Source organism: Alkalibacterium sp. m-11 (genome assembly GCF_054658155.1).
Genome location: NZ_BAAGIR010000006.1, coordinates 17,025 through 39,547, shown reverse-complemented (window position 1 = coordinate 39,547; position 22,523 = coordinate 17,025). Strand labels below are relative to the sequence as shown.

At 44.2% G+C, this 22,523-nt stretch carries 16 protein-coding genes; 7 read left to right on the top strand and 9 right to left on the bottom strand.

Annotation, left to right across the window (positions count from 1 at the left end; genetic code table 11):
- Positions 1–67 precede the first annotated feature (67 nt).
- The 3 genes from ACYQ2O_RS01550 (at position 68) to ACYQ2O_RS01540 (ending at position 3,656) form a co-directional block, all read left to right on the top strand.
- Complete coding sequence (locus ACYQ2O_RS01550) at positions 68–1,228, top strand: M20 metallopeptidase family protein (RefSeq protein ID WP_459795859.1); 1,161 nt, start codon at positions 68–70, stop codon at positions 1,226–1,228.
- Positions 1,225–2,280: an alanine racemase gene (locus ACYQ2O_RS01545; RefSeq protein ID WP_459795858.1), complete on the top strand. Its 1,056-nt coding sequence runs from the start codon at positions 1,225–1,227 to the stop codon at positions 2,278–2,280. Before ACYQ2O_RS01550 ends, ACYQ2O_RS01545 begins: the two co-directional genes overlap by 4 nt.
- Positions 2,281–2,684: 404 nt before the next feature.
- The gene (locus ACYQ2O_RS01540) at positions 2,685–3,656 is read left to right on the top strand and encodes a hypothetical protein (protein WP_459795857.1); all 972 of its coding nucleotides are present in this window, start codon (positions 2,685–2,687) and stop codon (positions 3,654–3,656) included.
- Between the two features lie 66 nt (positions 3,657–3,722).
- Here ACYQ2O_RS01540 and ACYQ2O_RS01535 read toward each other — a convergent pair whose 3' ends face one another.
- From ACYQ2O_RS01535 to pflB, 3 genes are all read right to left on the bottom strand, one after another.
- Positions 3,723–4,649, bottom strand: a complete 927-nt coding sequence (locus tag ACYQ2O_RS01535; protein WP_459795855.1) for a manganese-dependent inorganic pyrophosphatase — start codon at positions 4,647–4,649, stop codon at positions 3,723–3,725.
- Positions 4,650–4,778: 129 nt separating this feature from the next.
- Positions 4,779–5,531, bottom strand: coding sequence for a pyruvate formate-lyase-activating protein (gene pflA, locus ACYQ2O_RS01530; RefSeq protein WP_346025444.1), 753 nt, complete (start codon positions 5,529–5,531; stop codon positions 4,779–4,781).
- A 40-nt stretch (positions 5,532–5,571) separates the two neighbouring features.
- Positions 5,572–7,833 carry a formate C-acetyltransferase gene (gene pflB, locus ACYQ2O_RS01525; protein WP_459795854.1) on the bottom strand — a complete coding sequence of 754 codons (2,262 nt, stop codon included), beginning with the start codon at positions 7,831–7,833 and terminating at the stop codon, positions 5,572–5,574.
- Between the two features lie 346 nt (positions 7,834–8,179).
- Between pflB and adhE the strand changes: the two genes are divergently transcribed.
- The 3 genes from adhE to ACYQ2O_RS01510 all read left to right on the top strand — a co-directional run bounded on the left by adhE (position 8,180) and on the right by ACYQ2O_RS01510 (position 11,768).
- Complete coding sequence (gene adhE / locus ACYQ2O_RS01520) at positions 8,180–10,777, top strand: bifunctional acetaldehyde-CoA/alcohol dehydrogenase (protein WP_459795853.1); 2,598 nt, start codon at positions 8,180–8,182, stop codon at positions 10,775–10,777.
- Positions 10,778–11,406: 629 nt separating this feature from the next.
- A complete protein-coding gene (locus ACYQ2O_RS01515; RefSeq protein WP_459795863.1) occupies positions 11,407–11,571 on the top strand; it encodes an ion channel in 165 nt (54 codons plus the stop codon).
- The gene (locus ACYQ2O_RS01510; RefSeq protein WP_459795862.1) at positions 11,568–11,768 is read left to right on the top strand and encodes a TrkA C-terminal domain-containing protein; all 201 of its coding nucleotides are present in this window, start codon (positions 11,568–11,570) and stop codon (positions 11,766–11,768) included. Before ACYQ2O_RS01515 ends, ACYQ2O_RS01510 begins: the two co-directional genes overlap by 4 nt.
- 149 nt (positions 11,769–11,917) lie before the next feature.
- Here ACYQ2O_RS01510 and parC read toward each other — a convergent pair whose 3' ends face one another.
- The 5 genes from parC to ACYQ2O_RS01485 all read right to left on the bottom strand — a co-directional run bounded on the left by parC (position 11,918) and on the right by ACYQ2O_RS01485 (position 20,562).
- Entirely contained in the window at positions 11,918–14,410 is a 2,493-nt protein-coding gene (gene parC / locus ACYQ2O_RS01505; protein ID WP_459795851.1) for a DNA topoisomerase IV subunit A, read from the bottom strand.
- Positions 14,411–14,424: 14 nt separating this feature from the next.
- A complete protein-coding gene (gene parE, locus ACYQ2O_RS01500) occupies positions 14,425–16,398 on the bottom strand; it encodes a DNA topoisomerase IV subunit B (protein ID WP_459795849.1) in 1,974 nt (657 codons plus the stop codon).
- Positions 16,399–16,642: 244 nt separating this feature from the next.
- Positions 16,643–18,283 (bottom strand): ABC transporter permease, encoded by a 1,641-nt coding sequence (locus ACYQ2O_RS01495; RefSeq protein WP_346025437.1) that lies wholly within the window; start codon positions 18,281–18,283, stop codon positions 16,643–16,645.
- Positions 18,284–18,337: 54 nt separating this feature from the next.
- Positions 18,338–19,381, bottom strand: a complete 1,044-nt coding sequence (locus tag ACYQ2O_RS01490) for an extracellular solute-binding protein (protein ID WP_346025436.1) — start codon at positions 19,379–19,381, stop codon at positions 18,338–18,340.
- Between the two features lie 119 nt (positions 19,382–19,500).
- Complete coding sequence (locus tag ACYQ2O_RS01485; RefSeq protein ID WP_346025435.1) at positions 19,501–20,562, bottom strand: ABC transporter ATP-binding protein; 1,062 nt, start codon at positions 20,560–20,562, stop codon at positions 19,501–19,503.
- 213 nt (positions 20,563–20,775) lie between these two features.
- Here ACYQ2O_RS01485 and plsY point away from each other — a divergent pair, with 213 nt between their 5' ends.
- Positions 20,776–21,375: a glycerol-3-phosphate 1-O-acyltransferase PlsY gene (gene plsY / locus ACYQ2O_RS01480; RefSeq protein WP_346025434.1), complete on the top strand. Its 600-nt coding sequence runs from the start codon at positions 20,776–20,778 to the stop codon at positions 21,373–21,375.
- A 129-nt stretch (positions 21,376–21,504) separates the two neighbouring features.
- On the opposite strand, the gene ACYQ2O_RS01475 is transcribed toward plsY, so the two are convergent.
- Complete coding sequence (locus tag ACYQ2O_RS01475; RefSeq protein WP_346025433.1) at positions 21,505–22,509, bottom strand: sensor domain-containing diguanylate cyclase; 1,005 nt, start codon at positions 22,507–22,509, stop codon at positions 21,505–21,507.
- Positions 22,510–22,523: the final 14 nt, after the last annotated feature.

Here is a 22,523-nt window from a genome sequence, read left to right as displayed (position 1 = left end):
ATCTTTATACTATCCCGAACATAAAAAAGAGACATCTGCAGACTGTCCGAATCAACTGGAGGATGACATGACTGATTTACTAGAAAGAGCTATAAAACACAGACAGTTCCTACATCAAATCCCGGAGCTGTCCTTTAAGGAATTTAAAACAACCAACTATATAAGACAGCAGCTCAGCTATCTGGACATTCCCTACTTCGAACCTTTGGAAACAGCTACGGTCGTCTATTTCAAAGGGACTTCTGATGACAAAGAAACGATCGGGTTCAGAGCAGATATCGATGCGCTACCGATAAAGGAAGAAACAGATCTGCCTTATCGATCATCCCATGAAGGTGCAATGCATGCATGCGGTCATGATGGGCACGCTTCTATTCTTCTTACTTTTGCCGAATGGCTCAAGGAACAGTATGACGCTGGGCATTTACACAAGAATGTCTTGCTGATTTTCCAGCCGTCTGAAGAATCAAATGCCGGTGCCGATGCACTGATTCAAGCTTTTCCTTTCGAAGAATACCACGTATCACAGATATACGGTCTGCACCTCGGTCCGGATATTCCGGAAGGCACCCTGGCGACTAAACCAGGTTTTCTGATGGCTAGTGCAACTGAATACCGTATTCGTGTTAAAGGACTGTCTGCTCACGTGGCTCAGAAAGATAAGGGTAACAGTGCGCTTGGCGCAGTGACCCAGATTGCAACACAACTCTCACAAGTTCAGCACTACTTTCTGAACGGGCTACATCAGAATATTCTTCATATTGGAAAACTCTATGCCGGAGAAGCCATTAATACGGTTGCGTCAGAAGGCTATATTGAAGGTACGATTCGCACATACGATCCAGAAGACCTTGAACGCATAAAAGTTAAAATGGAAGAAATCATCAGTGCAACCGATTCATTATACAAAACTGAATCCAAGCTGACTTTGGCTAAAGGGTATCCTTCAGTCTACAATAATGATGAACTGATGGATACTGTGACAGAAAGCTGCAGACGGGCTGACTTATCTCTAGAATTACTGAAAGAACCTTATCTCTTTGGTGAGGACTTCTCATTTTATTCGTCTATTGCCAAAACGAACTTCGCTTTTCTAGGTGTCAGAAATGAAGAAAAAGGATACATCCATGGCCTCCATACTGCATTGTTCAATTTTGACGAATCGATGCTAGAAAAAGGGGTGCACTACTATCAGTCAATCCTTCATACATTAGGAGCTTTGACATGACAGCACGATTGATCAGAAATCAGAAACGGCTGGCTGAACAGGCCCGGGACATTCAGAGTCAGGTCCAGACGATCGCAATTGTTAAAAACGATGCGTATAACTTTGGACTGAAAGACACCTTCGATGCCTTCTACCATGGAGGAATCCGGGCATTTGCTACGACTAACCTGAAAGAAGCCAAACGTCTCAGGAGTTACGACCAGAATGTCCTGGTGCTCCTTCTCGATCCGTCAACTGCATTTGATGAACTTAGACAGCATGACATCACCTTGTCCGTCCCCTCCTTCGAATTTTACTCAACCTATAGAGATGAGCTCGAAGGACTGTCGGTACAGCTGGTGTTCAGAAATGATCTGAATCGACTGGGCTTTACTTCTTCTAAAGATATGCTGACGATATTGGAAGATGACCAGCTTGATGTTAATGGTATATGGACTCATTTTGCTTATGCTGATGATTTTGAAACAGGCCGTCATGCTAATGAGGTCGCAAACTGGCAGGCTGTGCTGAAGGATTTAAATGACCATCTATCTGATCTGACCTATATCCATGCGCAGAATAGTGCGTCCTTTTTAAGAGAAGGCCTGCATGAGGGTCATACACATATCCGCGGGGGCGTCATTCTTTACGGGACACGTCCATATTATCAAGGGCTGGATGAAGCGATCGCCAGGCAGACCGTTGAAGTCACCGCTAACGTGATAGAAATTACCGATGTGCCGGCTGGACAGAATGCCGGATATTCTGCAGCTTTCAGAGCAGAAAAACCTACCCGACTGGCAGTTTGTGATATCGGGTATGGAAACGGACTGATCCTGTCTAGAAGAGACTTCCCTGTACTGATCAATGACCAGTCTTATCCAATAAGAGTAATGATGATGAGCCACCTGCTTGTCGAAATCGATGAGTCTGTCTCTGTAGGGGATAAAGTGGTCTTGTATAACGACCAGCTGCGCTTTGACTGGTTTACTGAACACGGTGCCGGATCCTTCTCACAGCAGATGGCTGCTTTCAACAAGGAAACTTTTGTGGAAGAGTTCATTCCATACTAAATACTATTCAAGAGACAAAAAAGCACCTTGTATAATTCGTAAAAGCAATGGGACACCCGATACAGTTAGGGGTCTCTCATTGCTTATTTTATTCTCAAAATAGCCCTTAAATTCCGGTGGCTTGAACACTATAACCAGAACAGAATCTACCAACGCCCCAAATTGCTCTCTATCTGATAACAAACCTCCCCACTGCTTGTAAACAACTGTACTAAAGAAGTAAAACATTAGAATAATATGACAGCAGTTTAATAAATTGCTATTTTAAATGATTTTGTGAAAAAAGTTTTATTTTATTGGTTGTTTGTGATACACTCACAATATAGGAGATAGCGATTACTTACTTAATTCGCATCTTTTTTACCTTTTCATGTGAACTAACTCACTAATAAGGAGCGAATACAGTGATTACCTTGGCTAGTTTTATATTTTTGATTCTGACCGCTCTGCTTATCTTTCAGTCGATGTTATCCAGTACCATTCAAAACTTGAATATCTTTCTGTTCGCTATTGTGGCCCTCTCAGCCTTTTCTTTACTGTTCCAGATACGAACGGAATGGACTGATTTAAAAGGTACTGTCAAAACCAATGCGGCTACATTGGCAAGCAGTTCCACATACACACTCCTGGCTCTGACAGGAGGCACCTACCTGACCTTTTTCTTAAACCATTCATTTGGAATAGGCGGTGTGCTTGCATCCAGTACCGTAGGGCTTGCAGGAGCATGGGCAGTCAGAAAATACGCAGCAGCAATTTACTGTGGATCTTTTATAGGTATGGCGTGCAGCATTATTTTTTCAAACCCTCTTTCGCTTCTGCTTGCCAGCATCATTTCAAGTGCCCTGTTTATTCTCTCTTCCAATATTTTTGTTGGCTATGGAGGAAAACTTGGATTCATGGCCTTTGCTGGAACCTACAGTGCTTCTGCACTTATAGGTACACCTTTGAGAACAATAGATCCACTTTCTAGAAATTTATACTTCCTTGTTTTTCTGTTTGTCATAATCGCTGGCATGGCTACCTATTTTCTTCAGAAAGCCCTAGAGATGAATGCTGTGACAGCTTCCGCTTTAGTAGGGCTGGTCATTGCCTTGTTATTCCCAGACGCAACCCATACAGTGGTCGTAGCTGCCTTCTGCGCAACTTTTACTGGAATGGTATCCCCTGTTAGAGTATCGACCTACCGTCAGATGCTCTTTTTAAGTGTCCTGACAGGCATACTCTTCATAGCTGCTTTTTCCCTATTTGACGGATCAGGTGGAAAACTGGGTGCCATCGCCTTTCTTTCCACAGTCAGCGGATCAGGGATGATCACTGGTCTCAAGCTGATTAGGAAACGACTCCAGTGTTCAAATGAAAAGTCATACTCTATTTAAATACAACAGAACACCCCTGCCGACAGTTTCAAAACCAGCAGGGGTGTTCTTTTATCATTCATCTAACTAACTTAATGCTTTGGTCAATGGAGGAACAACTTGTTTCTTCCTTGACACAACACCTTCAAGAAGGATCAGGTCATTGTCTACTTCTTTATCAAATGCTTCTGCAGCTTCAGCTTTCTGATCTCCATGAATCAGCGCAACTGAGTCGCTTTCCAGCACGTTTGTTATAACGAGTAGAAACAGATCATAATCCTCAGCTTTACTTTGAGCAGCCATCTCCTCAAGCAGTTCATTCTTACGGTTAAGAACCTCATCCACGTCGACCACATTGACCTGTCCAATGCGAACAGTCAGGTCGCCCATCGGGAAGTTCTTGGCATCTGAATTCAGAATCTGATCAGCAGACTTGTCGGCCGTATTCGTACCGGCTTTCAGCAAATCTTTCCCGTATGCTTCAAGCTCGACACCTGCCCGCTCAGCAAGCTCTCTAGCTGCTTCTTCATCTTCAGGTGTGCATGTCGGTGATTTGAGAAGCAGGGTATCTGAAATGATAGCTGACAGCATCAGTCCGGCGATGTCTTTAGGTACATCGATCCCATTTTCCTTGTATAATTTCAAAATGATGGTGTTTGTGCATCCCACAGGTTCTGCTCTGTAATAAAGAGGATTAGCCGTCTGGAAGTTGGCAATACGGTGATGATCAACAACGGCCACGACATCAACTTTATCGATATCTGATACACTTTGCTGAGCTTCATTGTGATCGACCAGCATGACTTCATCTGCTTCATCGGCAGCTGAAGAGATGACTCTTGGCGCTTTTGTATTGAAGAAATCAAGGGCATATTTTGTTTCGTCTGTAACCTCTCCTAAAGCAACGGCCTCTGTGTTTTTCTCTAACTGATTCTGAAGATATGAAAAGCTGATGGCAGAAGTGATTGCATCAGTATCAGGACTTTGATGTCCGAAAATCAATAGTTTACTCACTGTCATTCTCCTTTGTGATAAATGTCTTTAATATAAGAATATAGTAATTTAGTGAAAATTTCAATCAAAGCAAAAAGAACTTTACCTTTATCGTCTAACGAAATCTAGACAGGCAAAGTTCTTTAAAAATCAGTTTTTCTGATATTTGTAAGTCTTAAGGATACGATTGGCATTTTCAACTCGTTCTGCCGTTGGTGGATCGATATGCTCCAGCTTGTATGGAATACCGAGTTCCTTGTACTTGTATACACCCAGTTTATGGTACGGAAGGACTTCAACCTTCTCAACGCTGTCCAGCTGGTCTATAAAGTCACTTAACCGCTGCAGATACTCATCATAATCGGAGCGTTCAGGGACTAAGACATGCCTCAGCCACATAGGCACGTTTACTTCTGACAAGTAATTTGCCATATCCAGGATGCTCGTATTTGGATGCATCGTATATTTTTTATGAATCTCATTGTCGATATGCTTGATATCCATCAGAACAAGGTCTGTATACTTCATTAACTCCTGAAAACGACTGAAGAAAGGTTCATCATAGGTGAAGGGTTGACCACAGGTGTCTAAAGACATATGGATCCCTTCTGCCTTAGCGAGCTTGAAAAACTCGATCAGAAAGTCGATATGCAGCAGGGGTTCGCCACCACTTACTGTAATTCCACCTTCTTCACCCCAATAGTCCTTATAGTCAATCGCTTTTTCAAGCATTTCTTCGGGAGTGTAGGGCGTGCCGCCTCCCATATTCCATGTATCGGGGTTATGGCAGAATTCACAGCGCATACGACACCCCTGCATAAACACCACAAATCGAATGCCTGGTCCATCCAGTGAACCGAATGTCTCGATTGAGTGTACATATCCTACTGTTTTTTCTGCCATTTGTTGTTCCCCCTATAAATAAGTCCCTTACCGACTTGTCTTACATGTTGTCATGGAATGTTCTGCTCAATACATCAAGCTGCTGTTCTCTCGTCAGTTTGATAAAGTTTACCGCATAACCAGATACTCGGATGGTAAGCTGCGGGTACTCTTCCGGATGCTTCATAGCATTTTCAAGCGTCTCACGGTTTAGCGCATTGACGTTCAGGTGGTGCCCACCTTTTTTGACGTATCCATCCAGCATTGCTGAGAGATTACGTTTTTGAGTCTCTTCTTCTTTTCCTAATGCTTTAGGAACGATAGAGAAGGTATTTGAAATACCGTCAAGCGACTGATCGTATGGTAGTTTCGCTACAGAGTTCAGACTTGCAAGAGCACCGTTTGTGTCTCTTCCGTGAAGCGGATTGGCGCCTGGTGCAAATGGCACGCCTGCTCTACGTCCGTCTGGTGTATTTCCTGTCTTTTTACCGTATACGACGTTTGAAGTAATGGTCAGGATCGATGTTGTGTGTACTGCATTTCTGTAAGTTGGGTGTTTCTTAACTTTACTCATGAATGACTTAAGCAGATCCACCGCGATCTGGTCAACACGATCATCATTATTTCCGTACTTAGGATAATCGCCTTCGATGATATAGTCGACAACTAGGCCACTATCATCTCTTACTGTTTTCACGGTTGCATACTTGATGGCGGACAGAGAATCGACTGTAACTGAGAATCCGGCAATTCCAGTAGCCATAGTACGGACGATTTCGGAATCATGAAGAGCCATTTCGATGCTTTCATAGCTGTACTTGTCATGCATGTAGTGGATGATGTTCAGAGTATTGATATACATGCCTGAAAGCCAGTCAAGCATATCGTCGTATTTTTCCATGACCTCATCATAATCAAGAACTTCAGAAGTGATCGGACGGAATTTAGGTCCAACCTGAGTTTTCTTCATTTCATCTACGCCGCCATTGATGGCATAGAGTAAAGCTTTTGCCAGGTTTGCACGAGCTCCAAAGAACTGCATCTGTTTACCAATCGGCATAGCAGACACACAGCAGGCAATACCATAGTCATCGCCCCACTCTTCACGCATGATGTCATCATTTTCGTACTGTACCGCACTGCTTATGATAGATACTTTAGAGCAGTAGTTCTTGAATGCTGACGGAAGCTTAGTTGACCACAAAACAGTCAAGTTAGGTTCAGGAGCAGGACCCAGGTTGCTCAGCGTGTTTAAGAAACGGTAGCTATTCTTAGTGACCAGGTGACGCCCATCGATTCCCACACCGGCAATTGCTTCTGTTACCCATGTTGGATCACCTGAAAACAGTTCATTGTATTCTGGCGTACGAACGAATTTTACAAGACGCAGTTTCATGACAAAGTGATCGACAAGCTCCTGTGCTTCTACTTCAGTCATGAGGCCTTCTTTAAGATCTCTTTCAATATAGATATCAAGGAAAGTTGATGTGCGGCCTAATGACATTGCGGCACCATTCTGTTCCTTGATTGCGGCCAGATAACCAAGATACAGCCACTGGAACGCTTCTACAGCTGTCCTGGCAGGACGTGAGATGTCAAATCCGTAAATGTTACCCAGTTCCTTCAGTTCGTGAAGAGCTTTTATCTGATCGCTCAGTTCTTCACGTTTACGGATAATATCTTCGCTCATCATAGCAGTATCTGACTGGGCTTTATCCGCTTCTTTCTCTTTTAGTAAACGGTCGACTCCATACAGCGCCACACGACGGTAATCACCGATGATTCTTCCACGGCCATAGGCATCAGGCAGACCGGTAATGACACCTGTGCGTCTCGCGTCTAGCATTTCAGGCGTATATGCATTGAACACTCCTTCATTATGCGTCTTTCTCCAGTCTCTGAAGATATGAGAGAGATAAGGATCTACTTCAAAACCATATGATTCTGCAGCCTGTTCCATCATTCGGATGCCGCCAAACGGCTGAAGTGAACGTTTGAATGGTTTGTCTGTCTGGAATCCGACAACTTTTTCTTTATCTTTAGTCAGATAAGCCGGTCCATGAGAAGTAATTGTTGAAACAATAGAAGTATCCATATCAAGGACTCCGCCTGCTTCACGTTCTTTTTTGTTAAGATCCATCACTTGTTCCCACAGCTCTTCTGTGTGTTTAGTTGGGCCTTCAAGGAACGACTCATCACCATCATACTGTGTGTAGTTACTCTGAATGAAGTTACGGACATCAATGGTATCTTTCCATTTCTTTCCCTTGAACCCTTCCCATAAAGTTTCCAAAGTCATCTCATCTGTGCGTTGCTTTTCCATACTCGATTCTCCTTTGTCTTTCACGTTTTTCTACATGTTCATTTTATCACATTGACTCACTTTATACAAGTGAATATTTGAACAATTAACGACAATAAAGGGGGACTCTCCAACAAGTGCATATTGTGAGTTTAATCACAATGTGTCACAAATCTGACACAATTGCCATTTTAAGCAAGCGATTTCACTGTGTTATGATGTGCTTGTAAAAAGATAAAAACAATTCAAGTGTTGAGCATACAAGCTTTCTTCATTTTTCATCTTTATAAGACGATAGAATTGGAGGAAGACTTATTTTAATCTAACATTGCTCAATACTTCACTAACTAAATGGAGGGAACCCATTATGGTCAAAGTATTAGACAAAACTACCAAAGTAACAAATGTACAGAAAGATATCGATCAGTTAGTCACGAAAGCTAAAGCAGCTCTCGATAATATGTACAAACTCGATCAGGAACAAATCGATAACATCGTGAAGGAAATGGCTCTGGCTGCTCTTGATCAGCATATGCCTTTAGCTAAGCTGGCTGTAGAAGAAACTGGTCGTGGTGTATATGAAGATAAAATCATCAAAAACCTTTTTGCTTCAGAATACATCTACCACAGCATCAAACATGATAAAACAATCGGTGTAATAAATGAGAACGTTCATGAAGGCACAGTTGAAATTGCTGAACCGGTCGGTGTCATTGCCGGAGTTACACCAGTAACCAACCCTACTTCCACAACAATCTTTAAATCTATGATTTCTATTAAAACAGGTAACCCGATCATTTTCGCTTTCCACCCTTCTGCTCAGAAATCCAGTTCAGCTGCGGCACGTGCTGTTTACGAAGCAGCAGTTAAAGCAGGTGCACCGGAAAACTGTATTCAGTGGATCGAAAAACCGTCTGTCGAAGCGACACAGACTTTGATGAAACACGACGGAGTAGCTACTATTCTTGCAACTGGCGGATCAGGCATGGTTAAATCAGCCTACAGCTCAGGAAAACCTGCTCTTGGTGTTGGTGCCGGTAATGTCCCCTGCTACATTGAAAAGACTGCAAATGTCAAACGAGCAACGAACGACCTGATTCTTTCCAAAACATTCGATAACGGAATGATCTGTGCTTCTGAACAAGCTGTCATCGCTGATAAAGAAGTATATGAAGAAGTGAAATCACAGATGATCGACAACGGCTGCCACTTCCTGACTAAAGAGGAACGCATTAAAGTGGAGCAGCTGATGGTTTCAGAAGATAATCACTTGAATCCGGATATCGTCGGACGCTCAGCATATCAGATTGCTAAAATGGCAAACGTAAACGTGCCTGAAGATACGAAAATTCTTGTTGCTGAATACCCTGGTGTCGGAAGAGACTTCCCTCTCTCACGAGAAAAACTTAGCCCAGTACTGGCTGCCTACAAAGTCAATAGTTCTGAAGAAGGAATCAAACGTGCTGAAGAAATGCTTGCGTATGGTGGTTTAGGTCACTCAGCAGTTATCCATTCCAACGACGACCAGGTTATCAGCGAGTTTGACAGTCGAATGAAAGCGGGTCGTCTGATTGTCAACGCACCGTCATCTCAAGGTGCTATCGGTGACATCTACAATGCTTTTCTCCCTTCCCTAACTCTAGGATGTGGATCGTTTGGAGGAAACTCAGTGTCAACTAACGTCAGTACTATGCATTTAATCAATGTGAAGAAACGTGCGAAACGTACAAACAATATGCAGTGGTTCAAGATTCCACCAAAAGTGTACTTTGAACGTAACTCTGTTCAGTATCTGGCAAAAATGCCCGACATTAAGAAAGCGTTCATTGTAACTGATCCTATGATGGTTGAATTGGGCTACGTTGACCGTGTCCTGTATCACCTGCGTAACCGCCAGGAGTATGTTCACTGCGAAATATTCTCAGATGTTGAACCGGATCCATCTAAAGAAACAGTTCTAAAAGGCGCAGAAGCAATGGCTGCTTTCCAGCCGGATGTCATCATCGCCTTGGGTGGAGGGTCTCCAATGGACGCAGCTAAAGGAATGTGGCTGTTCTACGAGCACCCAGATACAGACTTCAACGGCATCAAGCAGAAATTTATGGATATCAGAAAACGTGTCTACAAGTACCCTACTCTTGGAGAGAAAGCACAGTTCGTAGCAATCCCTACAACATCTGGTACTGGTTCTGAAGTAACGTCATTCTCCGTTATTACTGATACTGAAAAATCAACCAAGTATCCTTTGGCAGACTACGAGCTGACTCCGGATGTTGCGATTATTGATCCTCAGTTTGTCATGAGTGTGCCAAAAGTGGTTACAGCTGATACAGGTATGGATGTCCTGACTCATGCGATCGAAGCTTATGTGTCAAACATGGCCAACGACTACACTGACGGTCTGGCAATCAAAGCGATCCAGCTGGTATTCAAGCACCTGCCTGCTGCTTATCACAATGGTGATGACGAAGTAGCTAGAGAAAAGATGCACAACGCATCAACAATTGCCGGTATGGCCTTTGCGAATGCATTCCTGGGTATCAACCACAGTCTGGCACACAAACTGGGTGCACAATTCCACATCGCTCACGGACGCGCCAATGCAATCCTTATGCCACACGTGGTCCGCTATAATGCCAAGAAGCCAACTAAATTCGTTGCCTTCCCTAAATATGAGCACTTTATCGCAGATGTACGCTATGCTGAGATTGCAAAAGCACTTGATCTTCCAGCCAGCACGACTGAAGAAGGTGTCGAAAGTCTGATCAAAGCCATCTATGATCTTGCTAAAGAACTGGAGATTCCAATGGGTATCAAAAATAACGGCGTTGATAAAAAAGCTTTCGAAGCAGTTGTTGACGACCTGGCTGAGCGTGCATTTGAAGATCAATGTACAACAGCTAATCCTAAAATGCCTTTAGTCAAAGAGCTCGCAGAAGTTTACCGTGCAGCTTTTAGAGGCTAAATCATTGCATAGGTAAATTTAATTCAAAAGACAAGACTGATCACTCGGTCTTGTCTTTTTTTTGTAGATCAGTCAGTTTCAATTGTCTACCCTGGTCTGCTGACAGATAACTTTATTATTGAGCAGGTCTTTCTAACGAGAGCATATTAATCAGCCATGACTTAAGCTTCAATTAAAGGAGCGGTAATGACAGTTTCGTGCTTATTCAGATATCTCAAATATAAATAAAGACTTTTTAGTTATAGTTTAGTTAGTCGTCAAGTAAGTAAGCTACAACTAGACCCCTTCTACTTGTAGCTTATATTATTTCATGATTGATATCCTTCTCTTAGACCTCTCCTAATGGAAACTACCGCAGTATACTTTATCATAAGCTAGAACTAGACGTCTCCTTGCTTCACTTTATGTCTGATTTGATGGATCAATGTAGAAAGAGAGTCTTTCTACTTTTACTTCCGCTTGAGAATGCCTCTAAGAAGTAAAAGTAGAACTAGACTGCACAACTCACTGCTGAACGATATGTTGGCAGGAATGATTCTTCACCTTCCGGCTATGTTCTCTCTGATATCCATGCTAAAATGATAAAAAGACCATAGAAATGCGCTGCCCCCTTCCAGCAGCGCAAACAGATATTTCTTATATTTTATCTTCTGATAGCTATTGTTATCGTTGGAACGATCGGCTATTCTCTTCTTCTGAATATCAGTCTTATGGATGCCATCTATATGACTGTAATAACGAAGTCCACTGTCGGTTTTCAGGAAGTCGCTCCTATGACGACGGCTCAAGGCTGAGTCATAAAACGCTTATGGATGCCAATATCCCTGAACAGACAGCTCTGATCAGCATTGCGGTCAAGGAAAATGACAATGCGACGGACGGAATCATATTCAATCTGACGAAAGAGTATCTGCTCAAACCGGGTCAGACACTGATTGTCCTAGGAGAAGACGCTCACCTGAACAAGCTTAAGAAATTAGCAGAAAACTGAATACTATAAATGACCACTGGTAGATTTTATCAAAACAAAAGACGAGCCGCTTTTCTCATCAATAGAAAAGCCGCTCGTCTTTTGTAGTCGTTCAGAAAATCAAAGATATAGCTGGTTTCCAGCCTTGTTTCACGTCATGCACAAATTACTTAACTATCTTTTTCATCTTTTTCATCTTTTTCGATTTCAACTGTTTTTGCCTTGTAGGCATCCACTGGCGTTCCGTCAGAATCTTCATCAAAAATAAAGGATCCGTTACTGTAACGGTCACTGTAGGAATAGTCTTTCGGCACAAGAAGCTGTCTGGTATTCTTGTCCGTGACGATCGTCCATTCATTCTGATCGTCATCTACATCGATTACAAGAGACACCCGATGAGGTTTGTTCTTCAGTTCTCTTAGAACCAGCAGTCCCCTCTTCGCTCTGGAAATCAGGTCGAAATCTTTCGCATTCATTTTCTTGACTGCACCTCTATGTGTTACCAGCATGATGCTCTTGTTCCCTTCTTCAGGATTGAACACGATTCCGTTTACCACATGATCAGTTTTCTTCAAATTGATCGATTTTACTCCACTAGCTCCGGCGCCTACTGTAGACACTTCCGTTAAATTATAACGTAAGCCGAATCCAAGGTGAGTAATCAGGAAGACGTCCAGTTTACTGTCATCGTCAATTAAATAGACGGACAGACATTCGTCAGTTGCTGATTTTAGTTTGACTGCTGTAGCAGACCGCGAGCGGTAAGTCCGTTTTGGTTCGTACTCAGATACTAAGGTCTGCTTGATGTAGCCTTCCTTGGTGATAAAGACGAAACGCTGCTTGTCGCTAAAGTCATCCAGTCCGTAGGCTGCAATGATTTTCTCGTTTGGTGCCAGGCCTATGCTTTGAGATATGTGATGACCAAGATCTTTCCATTTAATATCTGGAATTTCATGGACTGGTCGGTTGATCACGTTCCCTCTGGAAGTAAACAGGACAACCTGCTCGAGCGTCGACATCTTCTCTGTAAAGAGCGAGTAGTCTCCTTCTTTCAGTCCAATTTCTTCGGGAGTAGATGCCCCGTAAGATCTCAGACTGGTTCTCTTAAGGTAGCCATCTCTGGTGACAGAAACAATCACTTCTTCTTCAGCAATCAGCACTTCTTTTTCTACTTTTAATTCTTCAATTTCTTCTTCAATGACTGTTTTACGGTCCTGGGCATAAGTCTTGCCGATTTCCTTTAATTCTTTTCGAATGACGTTGTTCAGTGTCTTTTCGTCAGTCAGGATCTTATTGTATTCATCGATCCGGGTATTCAGTTCTTCTGCCTCTTTCTGCAGTTGTGTGATATCTGTATTAGTCAGGCGGTAAAGCTGCAGACTGACAATCGCCTCTGCCTGCATGGCAGTAAAATCATAGGCTTTGATGATATTGTCCTTGGCATCAGCTTTGTTGGCACTCTGTCGAATCGTCTTGATCACCTGGTCTAGAATGGAAATAGCCTTGATCAGACCTTCAACGATGTGGGCCCGTTTCTTATCTTTGCTTAACAGGAATTTCGTACGTTTAATAATGACATCACGCTTATGCTTCAGATAGGCATTCAGTATTTCTCTAATGCCAACTTGTTGAGGCCGTCTGTCACAGATGGCAATCATATTCAAGTTATAGGAGACCTGAAGATCTGTGTTCTTGAACAAATAAGTCAGGATTCCCGCTGCTGGTGTATCTTTTTTCAGCTCGATTACGATACGCAGGCCAGTACGGTCAGTTTCATCTCTGACGTCAGCTATGCCTTCAATTTTTTTATTCAAACGTATCTCGTCCATTTTACGCACAAGGGTCGCTTTGTTGACTTCATACGGGACCTCTGTAATGACGATCTGTTCTTTTCCGCCTCTCAAAGACTCGATTTCAGTCTTGCTTCTGACGGCTATTTTCCCCTTGCCAGTCTTATAAGCAGACTTAAGCCCCTTGACTCCTTGAATGATGCCACCAGTAGGAAAATCAGGGCCTTTGATGAAGTCCATCAACTTATCTATTGATGCATTAGGATGAGACACCAGATACACGCAGGCATCGATCACTTCTTTGAGATTATGTGGCGGGATGTCCGTCGCGTAACCTGCAGAAATCCCTGTTGCTCCATTAACCAGGAGATTTGGAAAACGAGCTGGAAGAACAGTTGGCTCGTTCGTCGTATCATCGAAGTTGAGTACCAGTTCGACCGTTTCCTTATCGATATCCTTAAGCAGTTCAGAGGCGATTTTAGACAGTCTCGCTTCCGTGTAACGCATAGCTGCAGGTGGATCGCCATCCATGCTTCCGTTGTTCCCATGCATATCGATAAGTGGCGTCTTCATCTTCCAGTCCTGACTCATCCTTACCATTGCTTCATATACACTGCTGTCGCCGTGCGGGTGGAAGTTACCGATGACGTTACCGACAGTCTTGGCAGATTTTCTGAACCCTTTATCCTGAGTGTTGCCTTCAGAAAACATGGCGTAAAGGATACGTCTCTGAACAGGTTTAAGTCCGTCTCTTATATCCGGAAGGGCCCGTTCCTGAATAATGTATTTTGAGTACCGGCCGAACCGGTCACCCATGACCTCTTCCAAGGTTAGTTCTTGTACTTCTGCTCGATCTTTTGTCATGTCAGTCATTCAAACCTTTCTTGCTATTGGATTGTATTTTCGAGTTCATCCATAACCTCGTTCGTTTCGAGAATGCTTCCTTCTTCTTCCAGAGAAAACTCGACATTGTCTTCGATCCATTTTCTTCTCGGATCGACTTTATTCCCCATCAGAACAGACACGCGGCGTTCTGCCTGGGCGAGATCGTCGATCGTTACTCTGATCAGCGTTCGGGTAGAGGGATCCATCGTGGTTTCCCACAACTGGTCGGCATTCATTTCTCCCAGTCCTTTATATCGCTGGATCATGTAGTTCTTGCCAAATGACTTCAGCAGCTTGTCCAGTTCTTCATCAGTCCAGGCATATTCGATAACTTCACTCTTCCCTTTACCTTTAGATACTTTGTATAGAGGAGGAAGTGCAAGATAGACTTTTCCTGCTTCGATCAGTGGTCTCATGTACCGATAGAAGAATGTCAGAAGCAGCACCTGAATGTGGGCTCCGTCCGTATCAGCATCTGTCATGATCACGATCTTGTCATAGTTGCAGTCCTTCAAATCGAATTCGGGACCGACACCAGCGCCGATCGTATAGATCATTGTACTGATTTCTTCGTTCTTCAGAATGTCCTGCATATTTGCTTTTTCAGTATTGATGACTTTCCCTCTAAGTGGCAGTATGGCCTGGAACTTTCTGTCCCGTCCCTGTTTGGCTGAACCACCCGCTGAGTCTCCCTCAACCAAATAAAGTTCATTTTTGCTGGCGTCTCTGCTTTGGGCAGGAGTCAGTTTGCCGGACAGTAGGGTCTCTTTGCGTTTGCGCTTTTTGCCGTTTCTGGAGTCTTCCTTGGCTTTTCTGGCGGCTTCCCTAGCCTCTCTAGCCTTAATGGCTTTACGCACGATCTGCTGGCTCATTTCGCCGTTTTCAGCCAGGAAGAAGTTAAACTGCTCCGATATGATTGTATCGCAAGCGGTCCGTGCTTCCGGAGTACCCAGCTTGCTCTTGGTCTGACCTTCAAACTGAAGCAGACTTTCCGGTATGCGGACTGAAAGAATGATTGCGATTCCTTCCCTAACATCCGTTCCTTCCAAATTGTTGTCTTTCTCCTTCAACAGGCCGACTCGTCTTGCATATTCATTGAATGTTTTCGTGATAGCCGTCTTTGAACCGATTTCGTGGGTTCCCCCATCTTTTGTGCGCACATTATTGACAAAGCTTAAAAGGTTTTCGGAGTAACCGTCATTGTACTGGAAAGCACACTCGACTTCGATCCCTTTGTACGCACCTTCGAAATAAGCGACCGGGGACAGTGTGTCCTTTTCTTCATTCAAGTAATGAACGAACTCCTTGATCCCCTCTTCATAGTGAAAAGATTCTTCCGCCTCCTTGCGTTCATCAGACACATTGATGGTCACGCCCTTCAGCAAAAAGGCAGATTCCCTAAGTCTCTCGCTGAGGACACTGAAAGAATATTCTATCGTTGAGAAGATTTGCGGATCCGGCTTAAAATGTACCGTCGTCCCGGATCCTTTTTTACCGACCTTTTTTTTAGAAAGTTTACCGACCGGTTTCCCGCCGTTTTTGAATTTCTGAACATATTCGTGACCGTCGCGCCGGACAGTCACTGTCAGCCATTCGGAGAGCGCGTTTACCACCGAAGCCCCTACGCCGTGTAGGCCACCGGATGTCTTGTATCCTCCGTCCTGACCAAACTTCCCCCCGGCATGAAGCACAGTGAAAATCACCTGGATCGTCGGGACACCTGACTGATGCATCCCAGTCGGCATGCCTCTTCCATTGTCCTTGACGGTAATACTGTTGTCTTTGTGGATCGTGATATCGATTTCGGAACCGAATCCGGCCAGAACTTCGTCCACTGCATTATCCACGATTTCGTAAACGAGGTGATGCAGCCCCCTTGAGTCTGTCGATCCGATATACATACCCGGTCGCTTCCGGACTGCTTCAAGCCCTTCAAGTACCTGAATTGATGTATCATCATATTTATTTGCTGCCATTGACACTACCCCTCGCAAAGTTATTCATTTGATTCGATTGTTATAAACATTTCAAGCAACCATTACTATGATACCATAAAAATGGGAACCTAAAAACTCAATAAGGAAGCGAACGCATGTTTTTATGTATATACCTTCTTTCAGGACCAGGATCCTTTTTTTTAAAAAAATCATACACTCCCTGCATGGAAGTCAGTGTGCAAATGCAACTGTCCCAGCAGAAAGGTATGATTGTATAATAGTTTCAGTAATTTTTCAGTAACAAGTGCAGCGGAATGATGGATATGATTATGATCAGCAATGCCCCGGGGGCTGCCTGAGCATACATAGCTTCTGAGGCATGATAGTAGACCCGGATAGCCAGCGTTTCAAAACCCGGCGGTCTCAACATAAGCGTCGCGGGCAGCTCTCGAATCGTGTTGACAAAAACAAGAGCCCCGCCTGCCAGAAGACCGGGCATCATAGAGGGTAACGTGACGTAAAAGATGACTTTCCAGGTAGAATAACCCAGGCTTCGAGCTGACTCATCCATGCGAGGAGAAATCATATTGATTGCCGCTTCGCCTGATTGCAGTGCCTGAGGCATAAACCGGATCACTTGAGCAATAATCAGCAAGAAAACGGTATGATAGAGCACGGGTATATGATTATTGAAAAGAGACACAAGTCCAAGTGCAACAATCACCCCAGGTAAAGCGTAGCCTGTGTAGCTGGACTTGTATATAAAGTTACTGACTGGTGAAGGATTTCTTGAATAAAGGTATAAAATCGGCACCGAAAGAATAATACTGAACAGGGCTGAAAAACTGGCAATTGTAAAGCTGTTCAGCATGTAGCCTGCAAAGGAGCTGTTGATCAGACCTTGACCGGCCGCAATCACTGTCCAGTAAATCAGTACCACTACTGGAAGAAATACAGATAAGAAGAATATCCCACCGACAAAGAACAATGCAGGATACTTGCCCCAGCCTAATCTCAATAGGCGTACATCCCGAGCCGTTCCACTGGACTGATAAAACACTTTTTTTCGGCGAAGTGCTTTTTCAATGATCAGAACGAGAACAGTCAAGGCAATCAGCACCAAGCTCAGCACAGCGGCTGACGGGATATCAAAACCGACACGCTGAAAGAATATGGCTGAAGTAAACGTCACGTAGCGCATCATTGAGACGGCACCAAAGTCGCCCAGCACATACAGGAAAGCCAGCACCCCCCCGGCACCCACTGCCGGTAGGATTAGCGGTAAATTGACTTTGAGAAAAATATAGAATGCTCCTCGCCCCATCGACCTGCCTGCTTCTTCATAGGTCTGACTCAGTTTTCTAAAAGCTGAACTGGTAATCAGAAAAACATAAGGATAGGTAAACAAAGTCATAACTAGCAAAGTTCCTGAAAAAGAGAACACGTTGTAGGACAGATTCAGCTGGTCGCTTCCAAGCCTAGCCAGCAACCTGAAAAGCATGCCTCTCGGCCCAAGGATATTGATGTACGCCACTGCACCAATGTAAGGTGGAATGACAAGCGGAACAGCCAGAAGCCAGCGCCAGATTCGTCTGCCTGGCAGGTCGGTCCGTGTAATTAGCCACGCCAGACCTACGCCGATAACTATACTGCCGATTGTTACTGAAGTGGCTAGCGATAGCGTCCTCCAGAGCAGATTGGGTATGCGCGTACCGATAAGTCTGAGCCAGCTCGCCCTTCCTGCCGTCAAGGACTGGTATACAACGTAAATCAGCGGAATAGACATCACAAGGGCAACACTTATGGCAGCAAGCAGCAGCGAAACATTAGGTACATTCCCGTTCCAAAAATGACGATTGTATTTTCTGATCATAGAGGTCAGTTTGCGGCCTTTATGATCATCTGCTGTTTTTCTAACTGCCATTTTTCCACCTGCCCCATACTGTTTTTCCTGATAAGCTTTAATCTTACTGGTTGATTATCTTAGATTCAAGTCTAAACCTGCATCTTCGATGAGGTTGCGTGTATCTTCAAAGTAGTTTCCAAGTTCCATAAGCCGCATATCCTGAAGCTGAAGCTCATCCAGTCTGACTGCTTGCTCAAATGGAGGCTCGAGGTCTCTGTTCATCGGAACTTCAAGCGATTCACCGACAAAGGCCAGCTGATTTTCCTCTTCCATCAACCAGTCAAGGAAGATGTCAGCCGCTTCCGGATTTGGGCTGTTCTCCAAAAGGCCTACACCCGCTGCATTGACAATGGCACCCATTTCGCCTTCACCTTGGTCCGTATATACGAAACCGACGTTGTTAGCGGTAGGTTCCATCAGTTGCTGGTGATAATAGTAGTTGTTAACCAAGCCAAAGGCATGAACCCCTTCACCAACAGCTCTTCTAATGTCTCCGTGCCCCTCAAAGATACCTGCTGCATTTTCCTGGATAGCATCGACCCAATCCCGTGTTCTCTCATCGCCCCATTCGTGTCTTAAGGCAGATACATTGGAAATCATGCCACCATTTCCGCCCCGAGTGATTGCAAAACCATTCGAAACATCTGAATAGTCATTTTCCAGCAAATCTTCCATCCGACTCGGTACATCCGCTTCGTCAATCATGTCCTTGTTGTAAATAAATCCACGCGCTCTGGAAGATAAAGCAATCCATTCATTGTTTTCTGCACGATAGGCTGCTTCGATGGACTCCACATTTTCAGGCTCTGTCGGACGCAGCAGGTCTTCTCTTGCTAAATATTCCATAGATCCAATGTCATTTGAAATAAAGACGTCTGCCTGGACATTTCCGCTCTCTTCCATGATTTGAAGCGGTTCGATACCGTGCAGGGCACTCACTTCTATACCCGTGTCCTCTTCAAATTTATCCAGCAGATCTCCAACAAAAATCTCGTTTCGGGAGGAATAGACAACGAGTTCCTGAGCCTCTCCATCCGTTGCTCCTTCACTTTGACAACCCGCCAGTACAGTTAATGACGCACCTGCAAATAAAAGCTTAAACATTGAGTTATTCATAAATCATGACCACCTTATCATTTTAATTGAGAACGATTATCAATCTCAATTAAAATGATACTCGAAACATTTGAGCACGTCAATCTTTTGTTTGTCTATTCACAAGTCAATGTTCATTATTATTCGATAACGGTAATGTCTTTACTTGATATATCAAACCTTACCTGTTCATTAACCTCTATATCAAAGCTTATCGGTGCATTAATGAGCAAGGGTGTCGGAGCCAAGCTACTATGACCTTCCGCTGTCAGATGGATCTCCTGAGAATCGCCCCCATAGACAATCCGATCAACACAACCGCTGTACCTGCCCGTTTCAGACACCGCGATGTTTTCAGGACGAATAGACAGCATCACCTTAGACAGAGCCGGCTGAAGGATCCCTTCCAGCTGATCAAACGTTCCAACACTAGTGTTTATACTCTGGCCGTCTTTACTGACCACACCCTGAAGGAGATTGGTTTTCCCGACGAACTGAGCGACAAAGCAGTTGGAAGGACAGCGATATAGTTCTTTCGGCGTGGAAACTTGCTGGATCGTTCCATCTTTCATGACTACGATCTTATCAGCGACGGCAAAGGCGTCTTTTTGATCATGGGTGACAATGATTGCGGTCGCATTAGCCTTCTTGAGAATCGAAGAAATATCGAACCGCATTTTTTCTCTCAGACTGGCATCAATATTACTGAAGGGCTCATCAAGAAGAATAACGTGTGGCTTAGGTGCAAGCGCCCGTGCGATCGCTACACGCTGCTGCTGACCTCCTGACAGTCTGGACGGAATCATATCCGCATAGTCTTCCAGTTCGACCAGTTCAAGCATTTCATTGACCCGTTTAATTTTCTGACTTCTTCTCATGTTCTTCAGACCGAACATGATATTTTTAGCCACAGTCATATGAGGAAACAAAGCATGTTCCTGGAAAACCATGCCGATCCCCCGTTTTTCTGCAGGTGTCACGTCGGACTCAGACACGATATACCTCTGATCGACCTGAATCGTACCCCCAGAAGGGTTTTCAAAGCCGGCAATCATTCTCAGCGCGGTAGTTTTACCGCATCCACTTGGCCCAAGCAAAGAAACGATTTCTCCTTTATTTATACTGAAACTGATCTGATCGACCGCAGGAGCCAGGTTCCCCTCGAAGCGTTTGGTCAGATTATTGATATGAATAAATGACATGTGAAAAACTCCTACTCTTATGCGTTCGTCCGTATTGAGAAAGATTATCAATTAAAAAAAGTATAGCATAGATTGTGAACAAATAACATACGTCTCCTTATTTTGCCTCATTAAATTCATAGAATTATAAAAAACAGTTCCTACCTGTTCACATCAGTAAAAATCATGGTAAACTGGTTAATAGTGGAGTGCATCAGCTAAGGAGGAAATAAGTTGACGGAAATTATTGTAATCATTATGGCCTATCTGCTGGGTTCGATCCCATCAGGGGTGTGGGTAGGCCAGCTTTTTTTTCAGACCGATATCAGACAGCACGGTAGCGGAAGCTCCGGAACGACCAACACGTTTAGAGTGCTTGGGAAAAATGCCGGGACGGTTGTATTGATTCTGGACATAGCCAAAGGTACGGTTGCAGCCTTTCTGCCTGTCTGGTTCGGTCTTTCCCTTCATCCGATGATTGCTGGTATCTTTGCTGTAATCGGGCATGTATATCCGATATTTGCCGGTTTTAAAGGTGGGAAAGCCGTCGCTACAAGCGCCGGAATTGTGCTCGGCGCTCAGCCTTTACTCGCTTTAGGGTTATTGATCATATGGGGAAGCATTTTATATACATCCAGCATGGTCAGTCTGGCCAGTATCATCACAGCAGTGATTGCCGCTTTGGCTTCTCTGTTTTTAGGTGATTTAATCTTTGCAGTGATCATATGGACAGCCATGGTACTGGTCCTGGTCCGCCACCGGTCAAATATTGAGCGGATAAGAAAAGGTGAAGAAAATCGTGTGCCATTTGGACGGAACCGTTCAGGCAGCTAATCGGGTCATATATCCGGAAAAGAAATAAAGAAAGCCGGCAGGAATAAATATTCCTGCCGGCTTTCTTTATATTCTTCTATAAGATAAAGGAGCTAATGCGGATCAGAATTTCTGACCCCGCTATCCAGTTTAGTGGACTGGATCTAGAAAAGGGCCCGCTACGCAATTTTTGCCTTGAGCCTTGGCCCGGTATAAATTACGGTCTGAGCATGTAACCAATTCTTCAACCGTCTGCCCGCTTTCATAAAGCGTAAACCCTATACTGACTGAAACAGCTTCATTCATCAGAAATTCATTGTGAATCACTGCCAGGCGGCAGCCATTTAGCTTTGCTTCTTCTACAGAACAGTTAGGAAGAATCAGAAGAAACTCTTCTCCTCCGTAACGGCCGGCCACTCCTTGGTCTGACAAGCTGTCTTGCAGCGTCCTGGCCGTTTCCTTAAGAACATAGTCCCCAAAGACATGACCTTTATTATCATTGACTTGCTTAAAGTCATCGATATCGACCATGGCAGCTACTAGAGACTTCTTATTTATGCCACTCAAGGACATTTGCGCCTTAAGCTGTCCCATAATCGACCGTCGGTTACAGATGCCTGTCAAGTCATCCTGGTCCATCAGCTGAATCAAAGTAGCTGCCAGATCTTCAAGGTTTCCTTCTTTTTCTTTCCTGTGCGTGATGTCAAACACGATCCCCGACGCAAAGAGTGGGGACCCGTCCGTTAGTCTTCTGGTCACTTTTCCCCTATCGTAGTACCATTTCCAGCTGCCATCTTTGGCCTGGATCCGGTATTCCACTTCGTATACCGGCGTAAGCCCTTTGAGATGGTCGGACATTTGTTCCATAATCCGGTCATAGTCTTCGGGATGCAGTCGGCTGGTAAAAAAATCATAAGGAACCTTTACTGGCAGTTCCTCCTTGGTGTATCCCAGAGCCTGTGCCTTAAGCGGGTTAAACATGACTTCATTGGTCTGAACATTCCAGTACCAGTGCCCCAGGTTTCCTCTCCAGGGATAATCCAGCCGAACTTCCGCCTCTTTTTCTTTCAGCAATTCCTGAATAAAGATCGCCTGTGAGTCGATCTGGTCGATCAGTTCTTTTTTAGATAGCCCATCAACTGACTTATCCCTCATCTGTCCCCCACTTT